20 protein-coding genes are annotated in these 22,865 nt (G+C 32.6%); 1 reads left to right on the top strand and 19 read right to left on the bottom strand.

Annotated elements, in window-relative coordinates; translation table 11 throughout:
* Nucleotides 1-251 precede the first annotated feature (251 nt).
* From priA to gmk, 4 genes are all read right to left on the bottom strand, one after another.
* A complete protein-coding gene (gene priA, locus CD129_RS05045) occupies nt 252-2,660 on the bottom strand; it encodes a primosomal protein N' (protein ID WP_115337561.1) in 2,409 nt (802 codons plus the stop codon).
* Nucleotides 2,657-3,859 (bottom strand): bifunctional phosphopantothenoylcysteine decarboxylase/phosphopantothenate--cysteine ligase CoaBC, encoded by a 1,203-nt coding sequence (coaBC, locus tag CD129_RS05040; RefSeq protein ID WP_115337562.1) that lies wholly within the window; start codon nt 3,857-3,859, stop codon nt 2,657-2,659. The genes priA and coaBC overlap by 4 nt, the downstream gene beginning before the upstream one ends.
* 166 nt (nt 3,860-4,025) lie before the next feature.
* A complete protein-coding gene (gene rpoZ, locus CD129_RS05035) occupies nt 4,026-4,226 on the bottom strand; it encodes a DNA-directed RNA polymerase subunit omega (RefSeq protein ID WP_016911048.1) in 201 nt (66 codons plus the stop codon).
* The gene (gene gmk, locus CD129_RS05030) at nt 4,226-4,849 is read right to left on the bottom strand and encodes a guanylate kinase (RefSeq protein WP_078356093.1); all 624 of its coding nucleotides are present in this window, start codon (nt 4,847-4,849) and stop codon (nt 4,226-4,228) included. Before gmk ends, rpoZ begins: the two co-directional genes overlap by 1 nt.
* Before the next feature lie 172 nt (nt 4,850-5,021).
* On the opposite strand from gmk, the gene CD129_RS05025 reads away from it, so the two are divergent.
* Nucleotides 5,022-6,713, top strand: a complete 1,692-nt coding sequence (locus CD129_RS05025) for an Rqc2 family fibronectin-binding protein (protein WP_078356092.1) — start codon at nt 5,022-5,024, stop codon at nt 6,711-6,713.
* Between the two features lie 60 nt (nt 6,714-6,773).
* Here the strand turns inward: CD129_RS05025 and CD129_RS05020 are convergent, their stop codons facing one another.
* The 15 genes from CD129_RS05020 to lspA form a co-directional block, all read right to left on the bottom strand.
* Nucleotides 6,774-7,181, bottom strand: coding sequence for a VOC family protein (locus tag CD129_RS05020; RefSeq protein WP_115337563.1), 408 nt, complete (start codon nt 7,179-7,181; stop codon nt 6,774-6,776).
* Nucleotides 7,182-7,552: 371 nt separating this feature from the next.
* The gene (locus CD129_RS05015) at nt 7,553-9,085 is read right to left on the bottom strand and encodes an SLC13 family permease (protein ID WP_078356371.1); all 1,533 of its coding nucleotides are present in this window, start codon (nt 9,083-9,085) and stop codon (nt 7,553-7,555) included.
* 257 nt (nt 9,086-9,342) lie between these two features.
* The gene (locus CD129_RS05010) at nt 9,343-9,621 is read right to left on the bottom strand and encodes a hypothetical protein (RefSeq protein WP_078356090.1); all 279 of its coding nucleotides are present in this window, start codon (nt 9,619-9,621) and stop codon (nt 9,343-9,345) included.
* Between the two features lie 25 nt (nt 9,622-9,646).
* On the bottom strand, nt 9,647-10,255 hold the full coding sequence (pyrE, locus tag CD129_RS05005; protein ID WP_115337564.1) for an orotate phosphoribosyltransferase: 609 nt from the start codon (nt 10,253-10,255) through the stop codon (nt 9,647-9,649).
* A 5-nt stretch (nt 10,256-10,260) separates the two neighbouring features.
* Complete coding sequence (gene pyrF / locus CD129_RS05000) at nt 10,261-10,953, bottom strand: orotidine-5'-phosphate decarboxylase (protein WP_107509139.1); 693 nt, start codon at nt 10,951-10,953, stop codon at nt 10,261-10,263.
* Nucleotides 10,954-11,880 (bottom strand): dihydroorotate dehydrogenase, encoded by a 927-nt coding sequence (locus CD129_RS04995; protein WP_107509138.1) that lies wholly within the window; start codon nt 11,878-11,880, stop codon nt 10,954-10,956.
* Complete coding sequence (locus CD129_RS04990; protein ID WP_078356086.1) at nt 11,877-12,635, bottom strand: dihydroorotate dehydrogenase electron transfer subunit; 759 nt, start codon at nt 12,633-12,635, stop codon at nt 11,877-11,879. The genes CD129_RS04995 and CD129_RS04990 overlap by 4 nt, the downstream gene beginning before the upstream one ends.
* A 12-nt stretch (nt 12,636-12,647) precedes the next feature.
* Nucleotides 12,648-15,821: a carbamoyl-phosphate synthase large subunit gene (gene carB, locus CD129_RS04985; protein WP_078356085.1), complete on the bottom strand. Its 3,174-nt coding sequence runs from the start codon at nt 15,819-15,821 to the stop codon at nt 12,648-12,650.
* Nucleotides 15,814-16,914, bottom strand: coding sequence for a carbamoyl phosphate synthase small subunit (locus CD129_RS04980; protein WP_115337565.1), 1,101 nt, complete (start codon nt 16,912-16,914; stop codon nt 15,814-15,816). The genes carB and CD129_RS04980 overlap by 8 nt, the downstream gene beginning before the upstream one ends.
* Nucleotide 16,915: 1 nt before the next feature.
* Nucleotides 16,916-18,190 carry a dihydroorotase gene (locus CD129_RS04975; RefSeq protein ID WP_115337566.1) on the bottom strand — a complete coding sequence of 425 codons (1,275 nt, stop codon included), beginning with the start codon at nt 18,188-18,190 and terminating at the stop codon, nt 16,916-16,918.
* Nucleotides 18,178-19,080, bottom strand: a complete 903-nt coding sequence (locus tag CD129_RS04970; RefSeq protein ID WP_115337567.1) for an aspartate carbamoyltransferase catalytic subunit — start codon at nt 19,078-19,080, stop codon at nt 18,178-18,180. The genes CD129_RS04975 and CD129_RS04970 overlap by 13 nt, the downstream gene beginning before the upstream one ends.
* 19 nt (nt 19,081-19,099) lie before the next feature.
* Nucleotides 19,100-20,401 (bottom strand): solute carrier family 23 protein, encoded by a 1,302-nt coding sequence (locus CD129_RS04965; protein WP_107509135.1) that lies wholly within the window; start codon nt 20,399-20,401, stop codon nt 19,100-19,102.
* 142 nt (nt 20,402-20,543) lie between these two features.
* A complete protein-coding gene (gene pyrR / locus CD129_RS04960; RefSeq protein WP_078356883.1) occupies nt 20,544-21,071 on the bottom strand; it encodes a bifunctional pyr operon transcriptional regulator/uracil phosphoribosyltransferase PyrR in 528 nt (175 codons plus the stop codon).
* Between the two features lie 214 nt (nt 21,072-21,285).
* Complete coding sequence (locus tag CD129_RS04955) at nt 21,286-22,209, bottom strand: RluA family pseudouridine synthase (RefSeq protein WP_078356882.1); 924 nt, start codon at nt 22,207-22,209, stop codon at nt 21,286-21,288.
* A complete protein-coding gene (gene lspA / locus CD129_RS04950; protein WP_115337568.1) occupies nt 22,206-22,685 on the bottom strand; it encodes a signal peptidase II in 480 nt (159 codons plus the stop codon). The genes CD129_RS04955 and lspA overlap by 4 nt, the downstream gene beginning before the upstream one ends.
* Between the last annotated feature and the right edge of the window lie 180 nt (nt 22,686-22,865).

Genomic DNA, 22,865 nt, shown 5'->3' with positions numbered 1-22,865 from the left:
AAACCAAGCATATATATTTTGTTAATACCCTAGAAAAACCAATGGTTGATTACATCTAAAGATATTACACAAAATTATGGACTTGACTTTTAACACCACTCTTATCAGCAGTTTCTACTCAAATTGCTTCTAACGCCACTCTTATCACCAATTTCTACTCATATTGCTTTTATAAAACACGTACTAAATACTTTTTTATCCTTAAAATAAGAAAACCCGTGAAAATCCTCGAATTTTCACGGATTTTCTACTTACATCATCATTTGCGGATTAATATCTATTTCTAATGAGAGTTTGTCTTTCATATATTGTTCATGGTAATAATCATCTAGATATTTCAAAGCTGTTAACAAGTCTGGTTCATTCTTGAACTTTATGAGTATTTGGAATCTATGTTGGTTGTTTATTCGTGACAATGGACTTGGTGATGGTCCTAATATGAAGGACTGTGTTGTTACGTGTTGTACAAGTATGCCATGGATATGTTTGGATGCTTGCAACACTTTCCTCTTATCGACATGACTGATTGTTAAATTCACTAGATAGTAATAAGGTGGATATTTACCGACTTGTCTAAATTTCATTTCTTTTTGATAAAATGACAAGTAGTCATTCTTTGTTACATCTAATATAGCGTAATGATCAGGATTATATGTTTGAATCATTACTTCTCCTTGTTTCTTATGCCTACCTGCTCTACCTGCTACTTGTGTGAGTAATTGGAATGTCTTCTCACTTGATCTAAAGTCTGGTAAATTGAGCATTGTATCAGCGTTTAATACGCCTACTAATGTAATATTTTCAAAATCTAATCCTTTAGCAATCATTTGAGTGCCTAATAAAATATTTGCTTCTTGATTACCAAAAGCTGTTAACAATCTTTCATGTGCACCTTTTTTAGACGTTGTATCTACGTCCATTCTAATCACTTTAGCGCGATCAAATGTTTCATATATAATTTCTTCTACTTTTTGAGTTCCGACACCCATTTGTCTAATATGTTCGCTTTCACAACTTGGGCATTTTTGTGGCATAGGTTCACTATAACCACAGTAGTGACATTTTAAGTCATCATGTGTTTTATGATATGTAAGCGAAATATCACAGTTGGGACATTGTGGTACGTGTCCACAATCTCTACATAACACGAAAGATGAATGTCCTCTTCTATTTAAGAAAAGTACAATTTGTTCACCTTTATCTATTCTTTCTTGAATGGCTTCTGTTAAATGATGAGAGAACATAGATCTATTTCCTTCTTGTAATTCTTCTCTCATATCGATTAATTCAATTTCTGGCATCTTCTGTTGATTAACTCGATCAGGTAATCCTAAATATTGATATACATTTTTTTCTGCTCGAGCAAATGTTTCTAAACTTGGTGTTGCTGATCCTAATACTACTGGACAATGGTGATATTCACTTCTCCATATAGCAATTTCTCTTGCATGGTACCTCGGATAGTCTTCTTGTTTGTACGTTGATTCGTGTTCTTCATCAATAATAATGAGGCCAAGCTTTTCAAAAGGTGCAAACACACTAGATCTTGCTCCTACTGAAACACTCGCTTTACCATCTCTGATTTTTTGCCATTCATCATACTTTTCACCTTTTGATAGTCCTGAATGCAGTACTGCAACTTCCTCACCAAATCTTGCTTTAAAACGATTGACCATCTGTGGTGTTAAAGCAATTTCAGGTACGAGCATGATAGCTTGCTCGCCTTTTTTTAAGACATTCTCAATTGTTTGTAAATAAACTTCTGTTTTACCTGATCCTGTTACACCATGTAATAAAAATGTCTTAGATTCATTTGCTTTAACCGCTTCATCAATTTGAGTAAAAGCTTCTTGTTGCGCTTCTGTTAAAGCTTTATTGTGTTCTTTTTCAAAAATTCTATGCTCATAAGGGTCTCTATTTACAATGGCTTCGTATTTTTCTAAAACTTGATTTTTAACTAAAGTATTAATACTAGAATTAGAAAATCCTTCTTCTTTTAATGTTTTTAACAATACATCTTCATGTCTATGTTCTATTAAATAATTAATGATATCTAATTGTTTTTCTCTCGTACGTAATGATTCGATAATTTCATCCAGTCTATCAGTCGGTATAATTCTTACACACGTTGCGTACTTTCTCGTTAATTGTTGCCCTACAATCGTATCTTTAGTTAAGGCTTCTGTTTTTGCATAGCTTTCTAATTCTGCTACGATTTGTAGTGTTTGAGCTTGATCAAACGTTAACATACCTTCTTTATTAAAATGATTTAAATATTGTGCAGGAATAGCATCCGGATCATTTATGATATATACTTTTTGATATTTAGCTTTAATAGCACTAGGCAACATGATTTCTAATGCTGAAATTCGTTTAACTAAATGAAAATTAGACATCCACTCACTTAGTTTGATTAATTCAGAAGTTAATTCTGGTTTAAAGTCTTTAACTCTAATTAAAGACTTTAATTTAGACTCCTCTATATCACTTGATAATTTTTCACTAATACTAATAACAAAGCCTTGAATTTTCCTTGAACCAAAAGGCACTTCAACTCTAACACCGACTTTAACAATATCCTCTATATCTTGAGGTATAATATAATCAAAAATTTTGTCGACGTTTTTAGCTGGAATATCCACTACAACATTTGCGATCAATCTTCCCACCTACTAGTGATTTCATTTAATATTTTAAAAGCTATTTTCTGTTTTGATTCTTTAGCTAAAGGTACTCTATCTCCATTTGCAAAAAACATTTCGACTTCATTGTCTGATGATCTAAATCCAATTTCTTGGTTTGCTACATGATTTGAAACAATAACATCAGCATTTTTCTTTTTCAGTTTGCCCATAGCATAAGTTTCCACATTATCTGTTTCAGCTGCAAAGCCAACCAAATATTGTTTATCCTTATGTTCCCCTAAATATTTCAAAATATCTGTCGTTCTTTTAAAAGTAAGCTCTAAATTACCATCTTGTTTTTTCATTTTATTATTTACTGTTTTAACTGGAGTATAATCAGCTACAGCTGCTGCTTTAATAATCATATCCATATCATCCATTCGTTCTTTAACTGCCTGAAACATTTCTTCAGCGCTAGATATTTGAATAAATTCTACTCCACTTGGTTGTGATAAACTCGTTTCACCACTTACTAATATGACATTTGCCCCTAAATTTCTAGCAGCTTCTGCTAAAGCATATCCCATCTTACCACTTGATCGATTTGTAAAATATCTTACTGCATCGACTTTTTCTACTGTTGGTCCAGCAGTTACGAGTACATTTTTGCCTTGGAGAGCAAAGGTTTGTGGATTTGATTGTTCTTTAAAATAATCATCTATAATAGTTAGTATCGTTATAGGTTCTTCCATTCTACCTTTTGCAACATAACCACATGCTAAATAGCCTTCTCCTGGTGCAATAAATTTATATCCATAATTTCTAAGTTGTGACATATTCTTAACTATTGATGGATGCTCTAGCATATGCACATTCATAGCTGGCGCAATAAATACTGGAGCAGTTGTTGCAAGCAATGTAGATGTCACAATATTATCAGCTAATCCATTTGCTAACTTGCTAATCGTATTTGCTGTTGCAGGTGCAACAATAACCGCATCTGCCCAATCTGCTAACGTTATATGTTGTATTTCACTTACATCTTTTTCATCAAAAGTGTCCGTATAAACATGGTTACGACTAATTGCTTGAAAAGCTAATGGTGTAACAAACTGTTGTGCATTCTCTGTTAACATGACACGTACAGTATAACCACTTTGAGTTAATTTGCTCGTTAAATCTATTGCTTTATAGGCAGCTATTCCACCAGTTACAGCTAGAAGTATATTCTTCATTTGTGTAATCCTCCGATAAATTCGATTCTAAATCTTTATATTTATTATACATTCTTTAAAATAGACTGTCATGAATATAAACTACTTACCTTCATTTAAATAAAAAGACCTTTTATGAAGGGATTATATTTCCCATACATAAAAGATCTTTTTTAGATAATGATAATTAGTCTTCTAGTTTAGCATATACTTTATGTGCTGCTATTTCTTCTAGTGCTTGACCTACATTTTTTAATGAACGATATTCATCTAATAATAAACTATCAGGGTGTTCTTGTAGTTCTCGGGCTCTTTTAGCTGCAGTCGTAACGACTAAATATTTAGAATTAATACTGTCTTTTAATTCATTTTGTGGTGGATATAACATTATTTTTTTGCCTCCAATATCATTTTTCTATAGCGCGCTTCAACACGTTCTCTTTTTAAATGTTCTGCTTCTACGATTGATTGAATACGTTCTTTAGCTAATTCAACTTCATCGTTTACAACAACATAATCGTAAAGGTTCATCATTTCTACTTCTTTACGTGCTTCTAAAATACGGTTTTGGATGATTTCGTCTGATTCAGTACCGCGTCCAACTAACCTTTCTTTCAAGTGTTCTAAACTCGGCGGTGCTAAGAAAATAAATAAAGCTTCAGGAAATTTCTTCCTAACTTGTTTAGCACCTTCAACTTCGATTTCTAAAAATACATCATAACCGTTATCCATTGTATCTCTAACGTATTGTACAGGCGTACCATAATAATTACCTACATACTCAGCATACTCTATAAATTGGTCATCAGCAATTAAAGCTTCGAATTCTTCTCTTGATTTAAAGAAATAATCTACACCATCTGTCTCACCTTGACGCATTTTCCTAGTAGTCATAGAGATAGAATATTTAAAATCCGTACTAGGATCATCAAATATTGATTTACGTACCGTTCCTTTACCAACTCCAGATGGGCCAGAGAGCACTATCAGTAACCCTTTTTCAATGTTCATGTCAAACGACCTTTCCTAATGAATACTAACAATTTATTATCATTTTGTTTTTTATATCTTACCATATTTCAATTATATATGGCTAGAGAGGTTGTAAGATTAAACAGAATTATACTCATTTAATCCCTTACATGTTACAATAAATTGACTTTTGATAAAGGTGTGAGTGCAAATGGCTTTTGATGGCTTATTTACAAGAAAGATTGTTGAAGATATTCAATCGCTCGTTTCTGGGCGAATTCATAAAATTGCTGAACCAAGTTCAGATACGATTATCTTAACAATTCGTAGTGAAAGAAAAAACAAACAACTATTATTATCAACACATGCAAATTTTAGCCGTTTTCATTTAACAACGGAAAAGTATGACAATCCTTTTGATCCTCCAATGTTTTTAAGAGTATTACGAAAACATTTAGATGGAGGAATTATACAAAGTATTACTCAAATAGGAAATGATAGATTAGTTGAGATTGATATACATTCAAGAGATGAAATTGGAGATTTAAGAAAACGAACAATTGTATTAGAAATTATGGGACGACATAGTAACATTATTTTAATAGATGGAGAACGTAAAATTATCGATGGCTTTAAACATCATACTCCTAATACAAATACTGCTCGTACAATTATGCCTGGTTTCAAATATGAATATCCTCCTACTGTTAAAAAATTAAATCCATTTGAAGTAGACGATGTAAATAAATATATCAATTATAATGCAGGTAAAATAGACCGACAATTATTACAACAATTTGAAGGTTTTAGTCCACTGATTACAAAAGAAATTGTTTCTCGAAGACCATTTATGAATCAAGAAACGTTAGTAGAATCTTTTGATGAAGTAATGAACGAGGTAGATCAAACGCCTAAACCTGTAATTTATAGTGATGATTCAACAAATAAAGAAATCTTCTATTTCATGCCATTACATACTTATGGAAATAATTATATGGCATTTGATACAATTCATGAATGTTTAGATAGATTTTATGAATCACGTGGAGAGAGAGAACGCGTTAAACAACGTGCGCTAGATTTAGTAAAAATTATAGATCAACATTTACAAAAAAATAGAAATAAATTAGAAAAATTGATTAACGAAAAAGAGGCAGCTCGTACTAAAGATGAGCAACAATTATATGGTGAACTGATTACCGCTAATATGTATCAAATCAACCAAGGTGATAAAACGTTAGAAACAATCAATTACTATAATAATGAACCTATTTCTATACCATTAAATCCAACTAAATCACCTTCAATGAATGCACAATATTATTACAAACAATATAACAGACTCAAGACAAGAGAAATAGAATTAGAAAAGCAAATTAAACTTACTCATTCTAACATTCTATATTTCGAGTCATTAGAACAACAACTTGCTCATATATCAGTAGAAGATATAGACGATATAAGAGAAGAATTAGAAGACCAAGGTTTTGTAAAAAAACGTAAAAGTAAGAAAAAGAAAAAATCAAATAAAATAACAATCACGACATTTGTTTCTTCAGATGGGCAAACAATATTACTTGGTAAAAACAACAAACAAAACGATTATCTTACTCATAAAGTAGCAAGAAAAAATCAATTGTGGTTCCATACGAAAGATATTCCAGGTTCACATGTTGTTATACAAGAAGACGAACCAACAGATACAACAATTGAAGAAGCAGCAATGATTGCAGCTTATTATTCTAAAGCAAGTCAGTCAGCACAAATACCAGTAGATTATACTGCAATAAGAAATGTCCACAAACCAAGTGGCGCAAAACCAGGATTTGTAACTTATGATAGTCAATCAACTCTGTACGTTACAACAGACTATGATGATATTAAAAAATTATTAAAACAATAAATAAAACGAAGTGCTATATTGATTCAATAGCACTTCGTTTTTATTTTGAAAGAAAGTTTATTATTGTTGTTCTGGTAAAGCTAATTGGAAATTAACACCGTATTTATCTTGTACCCATGCAAATTCTCTGAATGTTGGTGGTAATTCCGTTTTAGGCATTAATATTGCACCACCAGATTTTAATTTAGAATATAGAGTCTCCATCTCCATAGCAGATTCACATGTTACATACAATGACATAGCTGGATTCATTTCTATTTCCACACCATTTCCTTGATCAATAGCCATAAATATTTGTCCGTTTATTTTAAAAATAGAATGTTGTACAGTACCAGGTTCCCCTGGCCCTTCTTCTCCATATTTAACCATAGTTAAAATTTCACTATCTTGAAAAATTGATGTATAAAATTTAATAGCTTCTTCAGCTTCACCGTTAAACATTAAAAATGTTATAATTTTTGGTATCATGTAATAAACACTCCAATATCATATTTTAAAAATTTCTTATATCTTATATAATTTAGTATAATATTTATAAGAGACAAAGACAAAGGAGAGATTTTATGTCAATTTCATTATTGTTACCTATTGTTATTATGTTAGCCGTTATTATCATTGGGTACGTCTTTATCAAACTATTTATGGACTAATTCTTATGAAAATTCTTTAATTTATAAAATGGGTATCGTGCGTTTTACCTGATTTTGAACGGAATCGCACGATATCTCGAAAGTCTTCGTGCGTATTAACCTGATTTAATCCTAATTACTCAAAATAAAGACTCTCCTTGCCGTTATATGTAGTTCCACGGTATGGGAGAGTCTTTTTATTAATTATTTTTATTTAGTTGCTACAAATTCAATTCCAAATAACCATGGTACCATAAACCAAACGAATCCTACTATGATGACACAACTGATTAAGTTTAACCAAAATCCTGCTGTTGCCATTTCTCTGATTGTTACTTTATCTGTACCAAACACAATCGCATTTGGAGGTGTACCTACTGGCAACATAAATGCACAGTTTGCTGCCATTGCTGCTGGAATCATTAAAGCTAACGGATGTAAATTAATGCCTACAGCTATTGTTGCAAGTATCGGTAAAATCATTGTTGCTGTTGCTGTATTCGATGTAATTTCTGTTAAGAATAGTACAAAGAGCGCTACAATAGCAATGATTAGAATAATGTTTACACCTTCTAATCCAGAAATTTGTTTACCCATCCATTTATCTAAACCACTTTCTGTAATAGCTGAAGCTACTGCTAAACCACCACCAAAGAGTAATAAAATACCCCACGGTAAATCTTTAGCAATCGACCAATCTAAAATTCTAGCAAACTTTCTTTTAGCTGGTATTAAGAATAATATAACAGCAATAAACATTGATATTGTTCCATCTTTAACTAGCTCTGTAAAAGGTAACTGTGATAATAAGAATTCTCTTGATACCCATAAAAATGCTGCTAAACAGAATAACGTAAATACGACTTTCTCTTCATATGATGTCTTTCCTAATGCTTTTAATTCTCTAGTAATAATTCTTTTACCACCAGGTAATTCTTTCATGTCATGTTTAAACATGACAAAATTCAAATATGCCCAAGTTATTGCTAATAATATAATTACTGTTGGGACACCCATTACCATCCATTGTCCAAATCCAATTTCTTCACCAAATATTTTTTCATATTGACCTTTTAAAATAATTAAAGGTGGCGTACCAATTAATGTTCCAAGTCCACCAATTGTACCCGCATAACCAATACCTAATACAAGTGATTTTTCAAATTGAGTTAAACTATCGGAATCATTCCCGTCAGCTGTAAGTTCATTAGCTTCTTTAATAATCGCCATACCGATTGGAATCATAATCATAACAGCCGCTGTGTTTGACACAAACATTGACAATGCACCAGTTGCAATCATAAATCCTAATAAAATTCTACCAGTACTTGTTCCTATACTATTAATAATGACTAGTGCAATTCTCGTATGTAAATTCCATCTTTCCATTGCAATTGCAATAATAAATCCACCTAGGAATAAGAATACAATATCATTACCATAGGCGCTGGATACTGTTTCACTATCCATAACTCCACCTAATGGAAATAAGAATAAAGGCATTAAACTAGTGGCCGGAATCGGAATAGCTTCTGTAATCCACCATACTGCTATCCATAAAGTTGCTGCCATTACGTATACTCCAGTTTGGCTTAACCCATCCGCTTTGAAAAATAGCAATATTACTAAAAATAATAGTGGCCCTAAAATTAATCCGATTAATTGAGCTGTATTATAAGCTTTTAATTCAGGATCTGGTTTGTTTTGAGATTTTAATGCATCTGAAGAAAAGAATTTTAACATTTCTTTAGTTCTACTACTTTCTTTCCAAAGCTTTTCTGTAAATTTTTTATCTTGTTTACCCATATTATTACGCCCCCTTTTAATGTGTATTCGTTTACATTTTAACAAAGTTTATACAAAAGTAGTACTTTTTTCTGAATATTCTATAATATTTATGCATATATTTACTAATTATATTTTTTGTAGTATTTTATCTAACTACCGCAAAAAAAGAAGCTAAGACAAATTAATTGTCTTAACTTCTTGTTCACTTCCCATTACTTATCAGAGTCTTTTGTATTAAAAACTCCATTTTCTTCAAGCTCTTTTTTTATGCTTTTAAATATATTTTTATCGTCTAAATCATAACTTCTCTGTCTATTTACATTAGTGTTATTCGTGTATCCAGTACGTTCATTTAAATTATGATCTCTTACTTTATAATGATTAAAGTCAGGTTTTTTATTAGTATCTTTTTTTAGAAAATCATTTATATGTTCCCATTTTTTTATCTGTTCTTTTTGTTGTTCAACAGATAGTTTATGCTGGCTACTCATAAAGCCCCCCCTTATCTAGACTTTATTATAAAGTATCTTTCCATTCTTTTAAAGTTTTTATATCTTTATTTTGGATATATCCTTCTTTTTCTGCAACAGAAATAAGTTCGTCATAATTTGATAAAGTATAGTAAGGAATATCTTTTGATTCGAAAGCTTCTTCTGCCTTCTTGATTCCGTAAGTAAAGATTGCAAATACACCTATTACTTCTGCTCCGTCTTCAATTAATGCATCAACTGCATTAATTGAAGATCCACCTGTTGAAATTAAATCTTCTATAACAACTACTTTTCTCCCTTTGCTTAATGCACCTTCGATTTGATTCCCTTTACCATGCCCTTTACTTTTAGACCTTACATAACTCATTGGCAATCCTAATTGATCAGCAATGAAAGCAGCATGTGGAATACCTGCTGTAGCAGTTCCTGAAATGATTTCAACATCATGAGCATGTTCTTTAATTAATGATATAAGTCCTTTGTAAATCATTTCTCTAATTTCTGGATAAGCTAATGTGACTCGGTTATCACAATATATTGGAGATTTAATACCTGAACTCCATGTATACGGATCTTCTGGAGATAATGTTACAGCTTTAATTTCTAGTAATGATTGTGCGATATTTTGAGTCATATGAATTATCCTTCCCATCTATGTAATATTTCATGATATCTTGAAACTGGATTTTCATGCTGAGTTATAGAACGACCAACTACTATATGTGTTGATCCCAACTTTTTAGCTTCTTCTGGTGTTGTTACTCTTTGTTGGTCATGCGTTTTGTCGGATTCTAATCGTATACCTGGTGTTACTTTTAAGAAATCTTCTCCGATATTTTCTCTAATGAGTGTCGATTCTAACGGTGAACAAACAACGCCATCAAGTCCTGCTTGTTGAGTGATCTTGGCATAATGAACTACAGCATTTTCTATTGATGTTTGAATGTTTTGTTCATCTCTCATTTGTTCTTCAGTCGTTGATGTTAACTGTGTTACAGCGATTAATTTAGCTCCAGGATTTGTAGCACGTAGTCCTTCAAGTCCTGCAGCCATCATTTTCTTACCACCAGCTGCATGTACATTAATTAAATCGATATTAAATTTACCTAATCCTTTTAATGCGCCTTTAACAGTATTAGGAATGTCATGTAATTTTAAATCAAGAAATATATCATGCCCTCTATCTTTGATGGCTTTTAGCGTTTCAGGACCATTTTGTAAATATAATTCCATACCCACTTTTACAAAAAGAGGTTCGTTAAATAAATCAAGAAACTGTTCAACTTCACTAAGCGTTGCAAAGTCTAAAGCTATTATTGGTGTGTTTTTCATTTATTTAACAACTCCTTGTTGATTATATGTTCGACCTTTAAGTTCTGAAATATGTTGAACACCTAAGTTATCGAGTAATGTAGGTAATTCATCTATAATATCTTTACATACAGTAGGATTCTCAAAATTAGCTGTTCCTACTGCAACTGCATCTGCCCCAACAGAGATATAATCAATTACATCTTGAGCAGTTCTAACGCCACCCATAGCAATAATCGGTATATCAATATTTTGGCTAACTTCATAAACCATTCTTAATGCTACTGGTTTAATTGCAGGACCACTTAAACCTCCAATAACATTACTAATGATAGGTTTGCCGGTTTTAGAATCTATTCTTAAGCCAACGAGCGTGTTAATCATCGTAATACCATCAGCATATTCTGAGATAGCTTTTGCCATTTCAACGATATTCGTAACATTCGGTGATAATTTCACATATACTGGGACTTCAGAAACTGCTTTTACTTTTCTTGTTAACTCACGTGCAACTTCTGGTACAGTTCCAAATTGAATACCACCTTCTTTAACATTTGGACATGAAATATTTAACTCTAGCGCATGAACATTTGGTGCGTTAGAAATATGTTTTGCTACATATACATATTCTTCTTCAGTAGAACCTGCCACATTTGCAATAATCGGTACATCGAATTGCTCTAAATATTTAAGTTCATGTTCTAAAATATGATGAACTCCCGGGTTCTGTAGACCAATTGCATTAATCATACCGCTAGCAGTTTCAGCAACACGAGGTGCCTCATTACCATATCTAGCATGCTGAGTTGCAGCTTTAATCATAATAGAACCCAACTCAGATAAATCATAAAATTGACTAAATTCCTTACCAAAAGCAAAACATCCACTTGCTGGCATAACTGGGTTTTTTAAATTTAGACCTGGTAAAGTTACATTTAATCTACTCATATGATCACAGCTCCTTTTTCAAATACTGGTCCATCTGTGCATACTTTTACATAGCCCGCTTCATCATTCGTATGACAAACACATGCATAACAAGCTCCAATTCCACAACCCATACGTTCTTCTAATGATATATAACCTTTAATATCACTTAATTGTTCTGTTAATGCTTTAAGCATTGGTTTTGGTCCGCAGCTATAAAAAATGTCGAAGGGTGTTTCAATATTATCAATAACAGTTGTAACAAATCCTTTTGTACCTAAACTTCCATCAACAGTTGCGATATACGTGTCACCGAGTGCTTTAAATTCTTCAATATAGAAAGCATCTTTAGCACTTTGGAATCCTAACACATGGATTGTCTTTATACCTCTTTTATTTAATTGTTTAGATAACTCATAAAGTGGTGGCACACCAATACCACCTCCAACTAACAAGGCAGTATTTTGTGCTTCTTCTACAGGGAAGCCATTCCCTAAAGGTGCAATCACATCAATTGGATCTCCAGATTTCAAAGTAGAAATCATTTCAGTACCATGACCTTCTTTTCTAAAAAGCATTGTGAATGTCTCTTCTTCATGGTTTACTTCACAAATAGATATTGGTCTTCTCAACATATGTTCAGTACCTGTACCTGCTTTAATATGAACGAATTGTCCTGGGTTTTTCATATTTTTCGTGAGATTTCCATGTACTTTTAATTCAAAGATAGCATCTGCTATTTGATTGTTTGATACAACTGTCATTATTTTAGACATAATACTCCCCCTCTACATTTGTTCGGTTTTGAAAGTCATACTTTCAATTACATCTGCAAGTGCATTTGCAGTATCAAGTGAAGTCAAACATGGTATGCCATTTTCAACTGATTCTCTTCTAATTTGGAAACCATCTCTATCATATAATTTCCCTTTCGTCATCGTATTCACAACTAGTTGAACTTCACCTTTTTGAATAACTGAAAGTAAGTCATGTTCTCCACCAATTTTTCCTACTGTGTATACTGGAATGTTTTGTTCGTTAAAGTATTTTGCAGTACCAGCTGTGGCAAAAATACGATACCCAATTTCATGGAATCTTTTCGCTATTGCTAAAGCTTCTGCTTTATCTTTATCACTAACCGTAAATAATGCTGTGCCTTGATCTTGTACCTTTAACCCGCTAGCTGTTAAGCCTTTGTATAATGCTTTTTCTAAAGTACTATCTTTGCCCATTACTTCACCTGTTGATTTCATTTCAGGCCCTAATGTTATGTCTACATTTTTAAGTTTGCTAAAGCTGAATACTGGTGCTTTTACGTATACACCTTCTTTATAAGGTGCTAATCCACTTTCATATCCTTGTTCTTTTAATGAAATGTTAGCAATTGCTTTTGTAGCAATTTTAGCCATTGGGATATCTGTGATTTTACTTAAGAAAGGTACAGTTCTACTTGCTCTAGGGTTTACTTCTAGAACAAATACCTCACCTTTAGACAATACAAACTGAATATTGATAAGACCAATTATGTTTAAGCCTTTAGCTAATCTCGTTGTGTAATCTACTAATAAATCAATTTCTTTATCAGTTAAAGTTTGAGGTGGATAAACTGCGATTGAATCACCTGAATGAACTCCAGCTCTTTCAATATGTTCCATAATACCTGGGATGACAACTGTTTCACCATCTGATATTGCGTCCACTTCTATTTCTTTGCCTGTTAAGTAACGGTCGATTAATACAGGATGTTCTGGACTTGCTTTAACAGCTTGTTCCATATAATTTTTCAATTCTGGTTCTGCATAAACAATCTCCATTGCTCTTCCACCTAATACGTAAGAAGGTCTTACTACAACTGGATAACCGATTTCATTTGCATTGTCTATTGCTTCTTGAACTGAAGTAGCTGTTTTACCATGAGGTTGCGGAACATCAATTTTTTGTAATAATGCTTCGAATTCTTTTCTATCTTCTGCTCTATTAAGATCTTCTAATGACGTTCCTAGAATTTTAACACCTTTTTTAGAGATTTTGTCAGCTAAATTGATAGCGGTTTGACCACCAAATTGAACAACTACGCCTTTAGGTTGTTCATGATTAATAATACTCATTACATCTTCTTCAGTAAGTGGTTCAAAGTATAATTTATCTGATATAGAGAAATCAGTAGAAACTGTTTCTGGGTTGTTATTAATAATAATTGCTTCGTATCCAGCTTCTTGTATTGCCCAAACTGCATGAACAGTAGCGTAATCAAATTCAACGCCTTGTCCAATTCTTATTGGTCCGGATCCTAGCACAATAATTTTTTCTTTTTCAGTCACTACAGATTCATTTTCTGTTTCGTAAGTGCCATAAAAGTATGGTGTTTCAGATTCAAATTCAGCTGCACATGTATCAACTGTTTTATAAACTGGATTAATTTCATTTTGTTGTCTTAACTCGTATATCTCTAGCTCTGATTGTTCCCATCTATGTGCAATTACTTTATCACTAAAGCCATATTGTTTTGCCCATAGTAATGCTTCTAAGTCACCTTTATTATTTTTTAAGTCATGTTCTATTTCGATGATGTGTTTAAATTTATTTAAGAAGAAATAATCAATTTGAGTTAATTCATGAATTCTTTCTAAAGAAGTTCCTCGTCTTATTGCTTCACCAATAAAGAATAATCTTTCATCATCTTGTGCTTTAATTCTTTCTTCAATAAAATCAAGTTCAAATTCATCACCATTTGGTAATCCTAAATGGTGTACACCATATTCTAATGAACGAATGGCTTTTAATAGTGACTCTTCATAGGTTCTACCTATTGCCATTACTTCTCCAGTAGCTTTCATTTGTGTACCTAAATGACGTTCCCCTTTTTCAAATTTATCGAATGGGAATCTCGGTATTTTAGATACGACATAATCAAGAGCAGGCTCAAATGCTGCATAAGATGTTCCTGTAACTGGATTTAACATTTCGTCTAAAGTCATTCCGATTGCAATCTTAGCTGCAAGTTTAGCAATTGGATAGCCTGTTGCTTTTGAAGCTAAAGCTGATGATCTTGAGACACGTGGATTTACTTCTATAATATAATAATCTAATGAGTCTGGATCTAGTGCAAGTTGTACGTTACATCCACCTTCAATTTTCAATGCACGAATAATTTTTAATGAAACATCTCTTAACATTTGATACTCAACATCAGATAATGTTTGACTCGGCGCTACAACAATTGAGTCCCCTGTGTGAATACCAACAGGGTCGATATTCTCCATGTTACAAACAACAATAGCATTATCATTTTTGTCTCTCATCACTTCGTACTCTATTTCTTTAAAACCTGCTATAGATTTTTCTAATAAACATTGTGTAACAGGGCTGTATTTCAAACCATTCTGAACGATTTCACTTAGTTCTTTTTCATCGTGACAGATTCCGCCACCAGTACCACCCATTGTGAATGCTGGTCTAACTATTAGTGGGTATCCTATTTCATTAGCAAATTTTAATGCGCCTTCTAAATCATTCACAATATCGCTTTCTGGTACCGGTTCATTTAGTTCATTCATTAACGTACGGAATAAGTCTCTATCTTCAGCTTGTTCGATTGAAGTAAGTTGTGTACCTAGTAAACGGACATTATTTTCTTCTAGTACACCATTTTCGTGCAATTCAATTGCCATGTTCAAACCAGTTTGTCCACCTAATGTTGGTAATAATGCATCTGGCTGTTCTTTACGAATAATGCGACTTACGAAGTCTAAAGTTAGTGGTTCAATATATACAGTGTCAGCTATTTCAGTATCAGTCATAATTGTAGCTGGGTTTGAATTCACTAAAATAACTCTATAACCTTCTTCTTTTAATGCTAAGCATGCTTGTGTACCTGCATAGTCAAATTCTGCTGCTTGTCCAATGATGATTGGACCTGAACCAATTACTAAGATGGATTTGATATCTGTTTGTTTAGGCATTGATTGTACGCTCCTTCGCTTTATGTAATTTAATCATTTCAATAAATTCATCGAATAAATAGTTAGAGTCATGTGGACCTGGTGAAGCTTCTGGATGATATTGTACTGAAAATGCTGGGTATTTTTTATGTCTTAACCCTTCGATAGATTTATCATTTAATGCTAGATGTGTAACTACTAAATCTGTATTTGCAATTGAATCTTCATCTATTGCATAACCATGGTTTTGACTTGTTAAATCAACTTTACCTGTTTGTAAATTTTGAACTGGATGATTAGCACCTCTATGTCCAAATTTCATTTTGTAAGAAGTTGCACCTTGAGATAGTGCAAAAAGTTGATGACCTAAACATATCCCGAAAAATGGTATCTTGCCAATTAATTGTCCAATTGTTTGTATTGTTTCTTGAACACTTTCTGGATTACCTGGACCATTAGAAACCATGATACCATCAGGTGAAATATTCATAATTTCTTCAATTGATGTTTGATAAGGTACTACCGTCACATCACAGCCTCTTCTATTTAATTCTCTAACGATATTTTCTTTTTTTCCGTAATCAATTAATACAATTTTATAGCCATCTCCTGTAGAAATATAAGGTCTAACTGAAGATACTTGTTCAACTTCATCCGTTCTCAATGTTTCATTATTCAAACGTTGTACTAATGCATCAATTTCGTTAGCATTATCTGTGAAGCCTGCTTTTAGAACACCATATTTTCTTATTTTACGTGTTAAACTTCTTGTATCAACACCTGAAATACCAGGTATTTGATAAAATTTCAACGTTTCATCTAATGACTTGCTTGATCTGAAGTTGCTTGGATAGTCACATACTTCTCTTACGACAACGCCATTTAAAGTAGGACTTAATGATTCGAAGTCATCTCTATTGATACCATAATTACCGATAAGAGGATAAGTAAACGTAATAATTTGTCCAGTGTATGACGGGTCTGAAATCGTTTCTTGATAACCTGTCATAGCTGTATTAAATACAATTTCACCTAAAGTTAATTCATCAGAGCCTAAAGCATATCCTTTATATGTAGTACCATCTTCTAATACTAAGTATCTTTTATTTTTCATCTTATACTTCCTCCTTATAGACGATCTCACCATCACAAATTGTTAAAATTGGATAGCCTGACACGACTTCTCCAATAAATGGTGTATTACTACTTTTAGAAGCAAATTCTTCAGCAAGTATCGGTCTTTCTGTATCTAAATCAATAATCGTTATATCTGCATAACTTCCTTCTTCTAAACGTCCATAAGGTAAATTAAACGTTTCGCATGGTTTAGTCGTTAAGAATGACACAAGTTGTTCTAAAGTAAATTTACCGGTTTTCACGAAGTTTGTATAAAGTAATTGGAAAGCTGTTTCACTTCCTACGATACCAAAAGGTGCATCTACCATTGGCACTTCTTTTTCTTCTTTAGCATGTGGTGCATGATCTGTAGCAATACAATCAATTGTTCCATCAAGTAATGCTTCTATTAATGCATCTCTATCTTCTTTAGCTCTTAATGGTGGGTTCATTTTATAAATAGCATCATCACCTGGTACATCTTCTTCTGTAAGTAATAAGTGGTGCGGTGTAACTTCAGCTGTAACTTTTATACCCGCTTTTTTAGCATCTCTTATAACTCTTACACTTTCTTTAGTAGAAACATGGCATACGTGATAATGACAATTGGCTGCTTCTGCTAATAGAACATCTCTCGCTATTTGAACCGCTTCACAAATGGCCGGTATACCAGGAATATTTAATTCTTCGCTACGTTTACCTTCGTGCATAGCGCCACCATATATTAATGAATTATCTTCACAGTGTGCGACGATTGCTTTATCTATTTTAGCTGCTTCTTGCATTGCTTCATACATCATAGATGCTGTTTGAACACCTACTCCATCGTCAGTAAATTGGAACAGGCCTCTATCTTTTAAAGCTTTAAAATCAACATGTTCTTTACCTGCTTGTCTTACTGTTATTGAGGCGTAAGGCAATACTCTAACAACTGCATGTTCGTCTATTATTTTATGCAGTCGATCTAAATGTTCAACTGAGTCAGGTACAGGTTTAGTATTTGGCATCGGGCAAACTGTTGTAAACCCACCTCTTGCAGCAGCCTTAGTGCCTGTCTCAATCGTTTCTTTATGTTCTCCACCAGGTTCTCTTAAATGCACATGTACATCTACAAACCCCGCAGATATAAAATGTCCTTTCGCATCAATTATTTCATGATTTTCAGCATCAATATAATCATTTATTCGTTTAATTTTACCGTCTTCGATTTCAACTTCTTTATGAACTAATTGACCTTCTAATAAGATTTTTCCATTTTTGATTATAAGTGACATTTTACTTTTTCCTCCTTGTGATTAAGTACATCATAAATACATGCCATTCTAATAAATACACCATTCTCCATTTGCTTAAATATCCTTGACTTTGGACTTTCAACTAATGAAGAATCGATCTCTACACCTCTATTTACTGGTGCTGGATGCATAACGATTGCTTTATCAGATAATTTATTATATCTATCAATTGTTAATCCGTATGCCTCATGATATTTCTCAGTATTAAAAGTCAAACCTGATTCGTGCCTTTCATTTTGCACTCTTAATAACATACAAACATCAACTTCATCTATGACATCATCAATTTCAGCGTAAGGTACATTTGAAAAATCAGACTTCCATTGTTCTGGTGCACTGAACATAACTTCTGATCCTAATTTCGTTAAAGCTTCAGCATTACTTCTTGCTACTCTTGAATTCTTTATATCTCCTGAAATAAGTATTTTTAATCCTTCAAAATAACCATATTCCTCATAAATTGTCATTAAGTCTAAAAGACTCTGTGTTGGATGTTGTCCACTACCATCTCCACCATTTAATACAGGAATGCTAAGTCCTTTTAAGTTATCATAATAGGCATTTTCACTATGTCTAATGATGAGTGCATCAACACCAATTGATTCTAGTGTTTTGCATGTATCATATAAAGATTCTCCCTTTTGTACAGAAGATGTACTTGTTTCAAAAGGAATTACCTCTAACCCTAACTTTCTTTCAGCCATTTCAAAGCTACATTTCGTTCTAGTGGAATTTTCAAAGAATAAATTCGCTACTGTCATACCTTGTTCAAAAGGTTCTATACCATTTTGTTTGATTTTCTGTGCTTTTTTAATGATTTTCATTATGTCTTCTTTAGTTAGATCAGTCATAGTTAATAAATTTTTCAAGTGACACGCCTCCTTGAGATTATTTTATTTTCTTAGGCAAAATAAGATTGAGCAAGATACCAACTGTTGCAGCTAAAGCCATACCTTCAATATTCAAATGAATACCGATACCTGTGAAATCTAAATGTGCTTTACCAATTCCTAATACAAGAATGACTGAAGCAATAATCAAGTTTCTGTTATCTCCGAAATCAATATTGTTCTCTACTAACATTCTTAAACCACTTGAAGCAATGATTCCGAATAATAGTATAGATACACCGCCCATTACAGGTGTAGGAATTGTAGAAATCATTGCTGTAAATTTACCAACAAATCCTAAAATTAATGCGAGTGTAGCTGCACCACCTATCACCCATATACTATAAATTCTAGTAATGGCTAATACGCCGATGTTCTCACCATAAGTTGTGCTTGGTGGTCCACCGATGATTGAAGACATCATAGTTGATACTCCATCACCAATTAATGATCTGTGTAAACCTGGGTCTTTAAAAAAGTTTTTACCTACTATTTTATTAATTACAATTTGATGCCCAATATGCTCACTTACTGTTACAAATACAATTGGAAGCATGATGAGTATAAGTCCCCATTGTATAGATGGTGTGTAATCATGAAATGGCATGTATATGTCTGGCATTTGTAACCATTTTGCTTTTGAAATTGGACTTAAGTCAACAATTCCAAATAATAATGATGATATATATCCAACAATTATACCGATTAGTACTGGAATAATTGATAAGAATCCTTTAAAGAATACTGAGACAATAATTGTCGTTATTAATGTTATAAGTGCCACTGTAATGTAAACTCCGCTATACCCTTGCATGGCATTTGAATCCGTGTACATTGCCATATTAACAGCTACAGGTGCTAGACCTAATCCAATCACCATAATTACTGGACCTACTACAACTGGTGGTAATAAGTTTAACAACCAATTCGTTCCTGTAATTTTTATTATTATTCCGATGATGACGTAAAGTATACCACTCATGAATAAAGCGACTAACATTTCACCTAAGTCATGTGTTTTGAGTCCTACTATAATCGGTGTTATAAAAGCAAAGCTTGATCCGAGATAAGCAGGAATTTTGCCTTTCGTAATCATTATATAAAGCAAAGTTCCAAGTCCCGATGCTATAAGTGCTGCCGAAACAGGCAAACCTGTTAAAAATGGTACAAGTACTGTTGCACCAAACATTGCAAATAAATGTTGTGAGCTTAAGAAAAACCATTGTGAAGCTTTAGGTTTTTCATTTACATCTAGTATTGGCTCGACTGTTCGTTCAAACATTTCTTCGTTGTGTGTCATTTTCCTTCTCCTATTCAAAAAAAGATCCCTTTACACAATTTGCAAAGGGATCTATGGGTACAGTTATACCTATGCTGATATAGATATACTGTCTCATATATACTCCTTTGCCAGTCTCTCGTACTGATTTAAAAGGATTTATTTAATTTAATGTTACTGCTGTTTGTTTATCAAACTCTTCTAATTCTACGACTATAGATTCATTAGAAGATGTTGGTATATTTTTACCAACATAATCCGCTCTTATTGGAAGCTCTCTATGTCCTCTGTCAACTAATGTAGCTAAACTAATTTTTCGTGGTCTTGCATGATCTAATATAGCATCTAATGAAGCTCTTACAGTTCTTCCTGTATATAATACGTCGTCAACAATAATGACATGTTTATCATTAATATCAACATCGATATTAAATGATTTCACTTTAATTGCATCTTGTTGATTTTGAACATCATCACGATAATGCGTCACATCAATTTCGCCAGTTGGTACTTGAACTTGTTCAATAGCTTCGATTTTTTGTTCGATTCTATTCGCAAGAAAAACGCCTCTTGTCTTAACACCTAACAAGACGATATCTTTCGTGCCTTTATTCTTTTCCAATATTTCATGTGACATTCTTGTTAATGCTCTATTAACAGCAGCATCATCCATGATTAATCTTTCAGCCATATCCAATCTCCTTCCACAAAAAAAATACTCACGCCTGTAGAAGACATGAGTATATACTAGTACCATTAAAATGGTCTACACGTACATATTATGTCTTCTCAGCCTCTCTGGACTGTCCGTTAAAGACGCTTTAATTGTTAAATCCATACTATCGTTTTTTTCTGTTGATGTCAAAGTTTATATAAAATTAATTAAGTATTATTACACGTCTGAATTATTTTTTATCTTCGTGATTTCTTAATTTTTCTAACAACGTTTCAAAATACTCAGGTAACGGTGCTTCTTTTTCAATGTATTCACCCGTTACTGGATGTTCGAAACCTAATAAACCTGCATGAAGTGCTTGTCCATCTAAATTCAAAGTTTTCTTAGGTCCGTATTTAGGGTCTCCTACTAAAGGAAATCCAATATGCTTCATATGAACTCTGATTTGATGAGTACGTCCAGTTTCTAACTGACAATTTACTAATGTATATTTTTCGAATTTATCAACAACATTAAAATGTGTCACTGCTTCTTTACCATCATCAACAATTGCCATTTCTTGTCGCTCTTTAGGATTTCTTCCTATTGGTGCTTCAATCGTACCAAATTCATGTGGTATATTACCATGAACAAGTGCAGTATATTCTCTCGTTACAGTTTTATTTACTAATTGTTCAACAAGCCCTCTATGAGCAATGTCATTTTTAGCAATCATCAATAAACCTGAAGTATCTTTATCAATACGATGAACGATACCTGGTCTAATTTCACCATTAATTCCAGACAAATCTTTAATAACATGCATTAATCCATTTACTAATGTACCTGTATAATGCCCTGGTGCCGGATGAACAACCATACCCTTAGGTTTATATACTACCGCTACATCTTTATCTTCATAATATACTTCAATACCTAAATCTTCTGCCACGATGTCTACTTCTTCTACAACTTTTTCAGTAACAACAATAACATCATTTAATTTCGTCTTGTAATTTGCTTTAATAACATTACCATTTACTTCAACTAAACCTAATCTAATCCAATCTTGGATTTGGTTTCTAGACCAATCCGGGTTTAACTCAGGTAATAACTTATCTATTCTAACGCCTTTTTCATTTTCTGTTTCAATCTTAAATTCAAATGTATTCAAGCTTTCTCCTCCTTACCTTCAAATAAAATCACAATAATTAATACGATTACACCTATTGTTAAAGCAGCGTCTGCTACATTAAATATCGGAAAATTATAGCCAAAGATATATGTGTCAATAAAATCAACAACTTCGCCTCTAAACAATCTGTCTATAAAATTACCAATTGAACCAGCAATTAACAAACTTAAACCAAGTTGCATAACAGGTTGACCATATCCCTCATTTTTAAAAAACATAAATAAAATAACAAGTACAACAACAGTTACAATATAAAACAACCACATTTTTCCTTGTAAAATACCCCAAGCAGCACCTTGGTTTCTGTGAGATGTAATATATATAACTTTACTGATTACTTTTACAGATTCACCAACTTCTAATGATTTAACAATCATAAACTTAGTTAGTTGATCAAATACTATCAATAATACAATAAAAGTACTCCATATCGGTATATTGTAACCTTTACGCATCTATAGTTCACTCCAATCTTGATTATTTTACCACATAAACAGACATGTTTGTTAATATGAATTTTTAAAATTATGTCCAATTTAAAAAGAGATTAAGCAACATTAAGTTACTTAACCTCTAAAAAATAATTCATAAATCTAATTATTGATACTTTTAATTATGATTTAACTTTTCTAGAT

Source organism: Mammaliicoccus fleurettii (genome assembly GCF_003970575.1).
In the GTDB taxonomy this organism is placed as follows: domain Bacteria; phylum Bacillota; class Bacilli; order Staphylococcales; family Staphylococcaceae; genus Mammaliicoccus; species Mammaliicoccus fleurettii.
Note: the sequence above shows the minus strand (reverse complement) of the source record. Positions and strands in the feature narration are given on the sequence as shown.

What these genes read in the sequence shown, in the direction of transcription:
- coaBC (WP_115337562.1), bottom strand. Translation starts at nt 3,859, where the DNA reads ATGAAGAATATACTTCTAGCTGTAACTGGTGGAATAGCTGCCTATAAA.
- rpoZ (WP_016911048.1), bottom strand. Translation starts at nt 4,226, where the DNA reads ATGTTATATCCACCACAAAATGAATTAAAAGACAGTATTAATTCTAAA.
- gmk (WP_078356093.1), bottom strand. Translation starts at nt 4,849, where the DNA reads ATGAACATTGAAAAAGGGTTACTGATAGTGCTCTCTGGCCCATCTGGA.
- CD129_RS05025 (WP_078356092.1), top strand. Translation starts at nt 5,022, where the DNA reads ATGGCTTTTGATGGCTTATTTACAAGAAAGATTGTTGAAGATATTCAA.
- CD129_RS05020 (WP_115337563.1), bottom strand. Translation starts at nt 7,181, where the DNA reads ATGATACCAAAAATTATAACATTTTTAATGTTTAACGGTGAAGCTGAA.
- CD129_RS05015 (WP_078356371.1), bottom strand. Translation starts at nt 9,085, where the DNA reads ATGTTAAAATTCTTTTCTTCAGATGCATTAAAATCTCAAAACAAACCA.
- CD129_RS05010 (WP_078356090.1), bottom strand. Translation starts at nt 9,621, where the DNA reads ATGAGTAGCCAGCATAAACTATCTGTTGAACAACAAAAAGAACAGATA.
- pyrE (WP_115337564.1), bottom strand. Translation starts at nt 10,255, where the DNA reads ATGACTCAAAATATCGCACAATCATTACTAGAAATTAAAGCTGTAACA.
- pyrF (WP_107509139.1), bottom strand. Translation starts at nt 10,953, where the DNA reads ATGAAAAACACACCAATAATAGCTTTAGACTTTGCAACGCTTAGTGAA.
- CD129_RS04995 (WP_107509138.1), bottom strand. Translation starts at nt 11,880, where the DNA reads ATGAGTAGATTAAATGTAACTTTACCAGGTCTAAATTTAAAAAACCCA.
- CD129_RS04990 (WP_078356086.1), bottom strand. Translation starts at nt 12,635, where the DNA reads ATGTCTAAAATAATGACAGTTGTATCAAACAATCAAATAGCAGATGCT.
- carB (WP_078356085.1), bottom strand. Translation starts at nt 15,821, where the DNA reads ATGCCTAAACAAACAGATATCAAATCCATCTTAGTAATTGGTTCAGGT.
- CD129_RS04980 (WP_115337565.1), bottom strand. Translation starts at nt 16,914, where the DNA reads ATGAAAAATAAAAGATACTTAGTATTAGAAGATGGTACTACATATAAA.
- CD129_RS04975 (WP_115337566.1), bottom strand. Translation starts at nt 18,190, where the DNA reads ATGTCACTTATAATCAAAAATGGAAAAATCTTATTAGAAGGTCAATTA.
- CD129_RS04965 (WP_107509135.1), bottom strand. Translation starts at nt 20,401, where the DNA reads ATGACACACAACGAAGAAATGTTTGAACGAACAGTCGAGCCAATACTA.
- pyrR (WP_078356883.1), bottom strand. Translation starts at nt 21,071, where the DNA reads ATGGCTGAAAGATTAATCATGGATGATGCTGCTGTTAATAGAGCATTA.
- lspA (WP_115337568.1), bottom strand. Translation starts at nt 22,685, where the DNA reads ATGCGTAAAGGTTACAATATACCGATATGGAGTACTTTTATTGTATTA.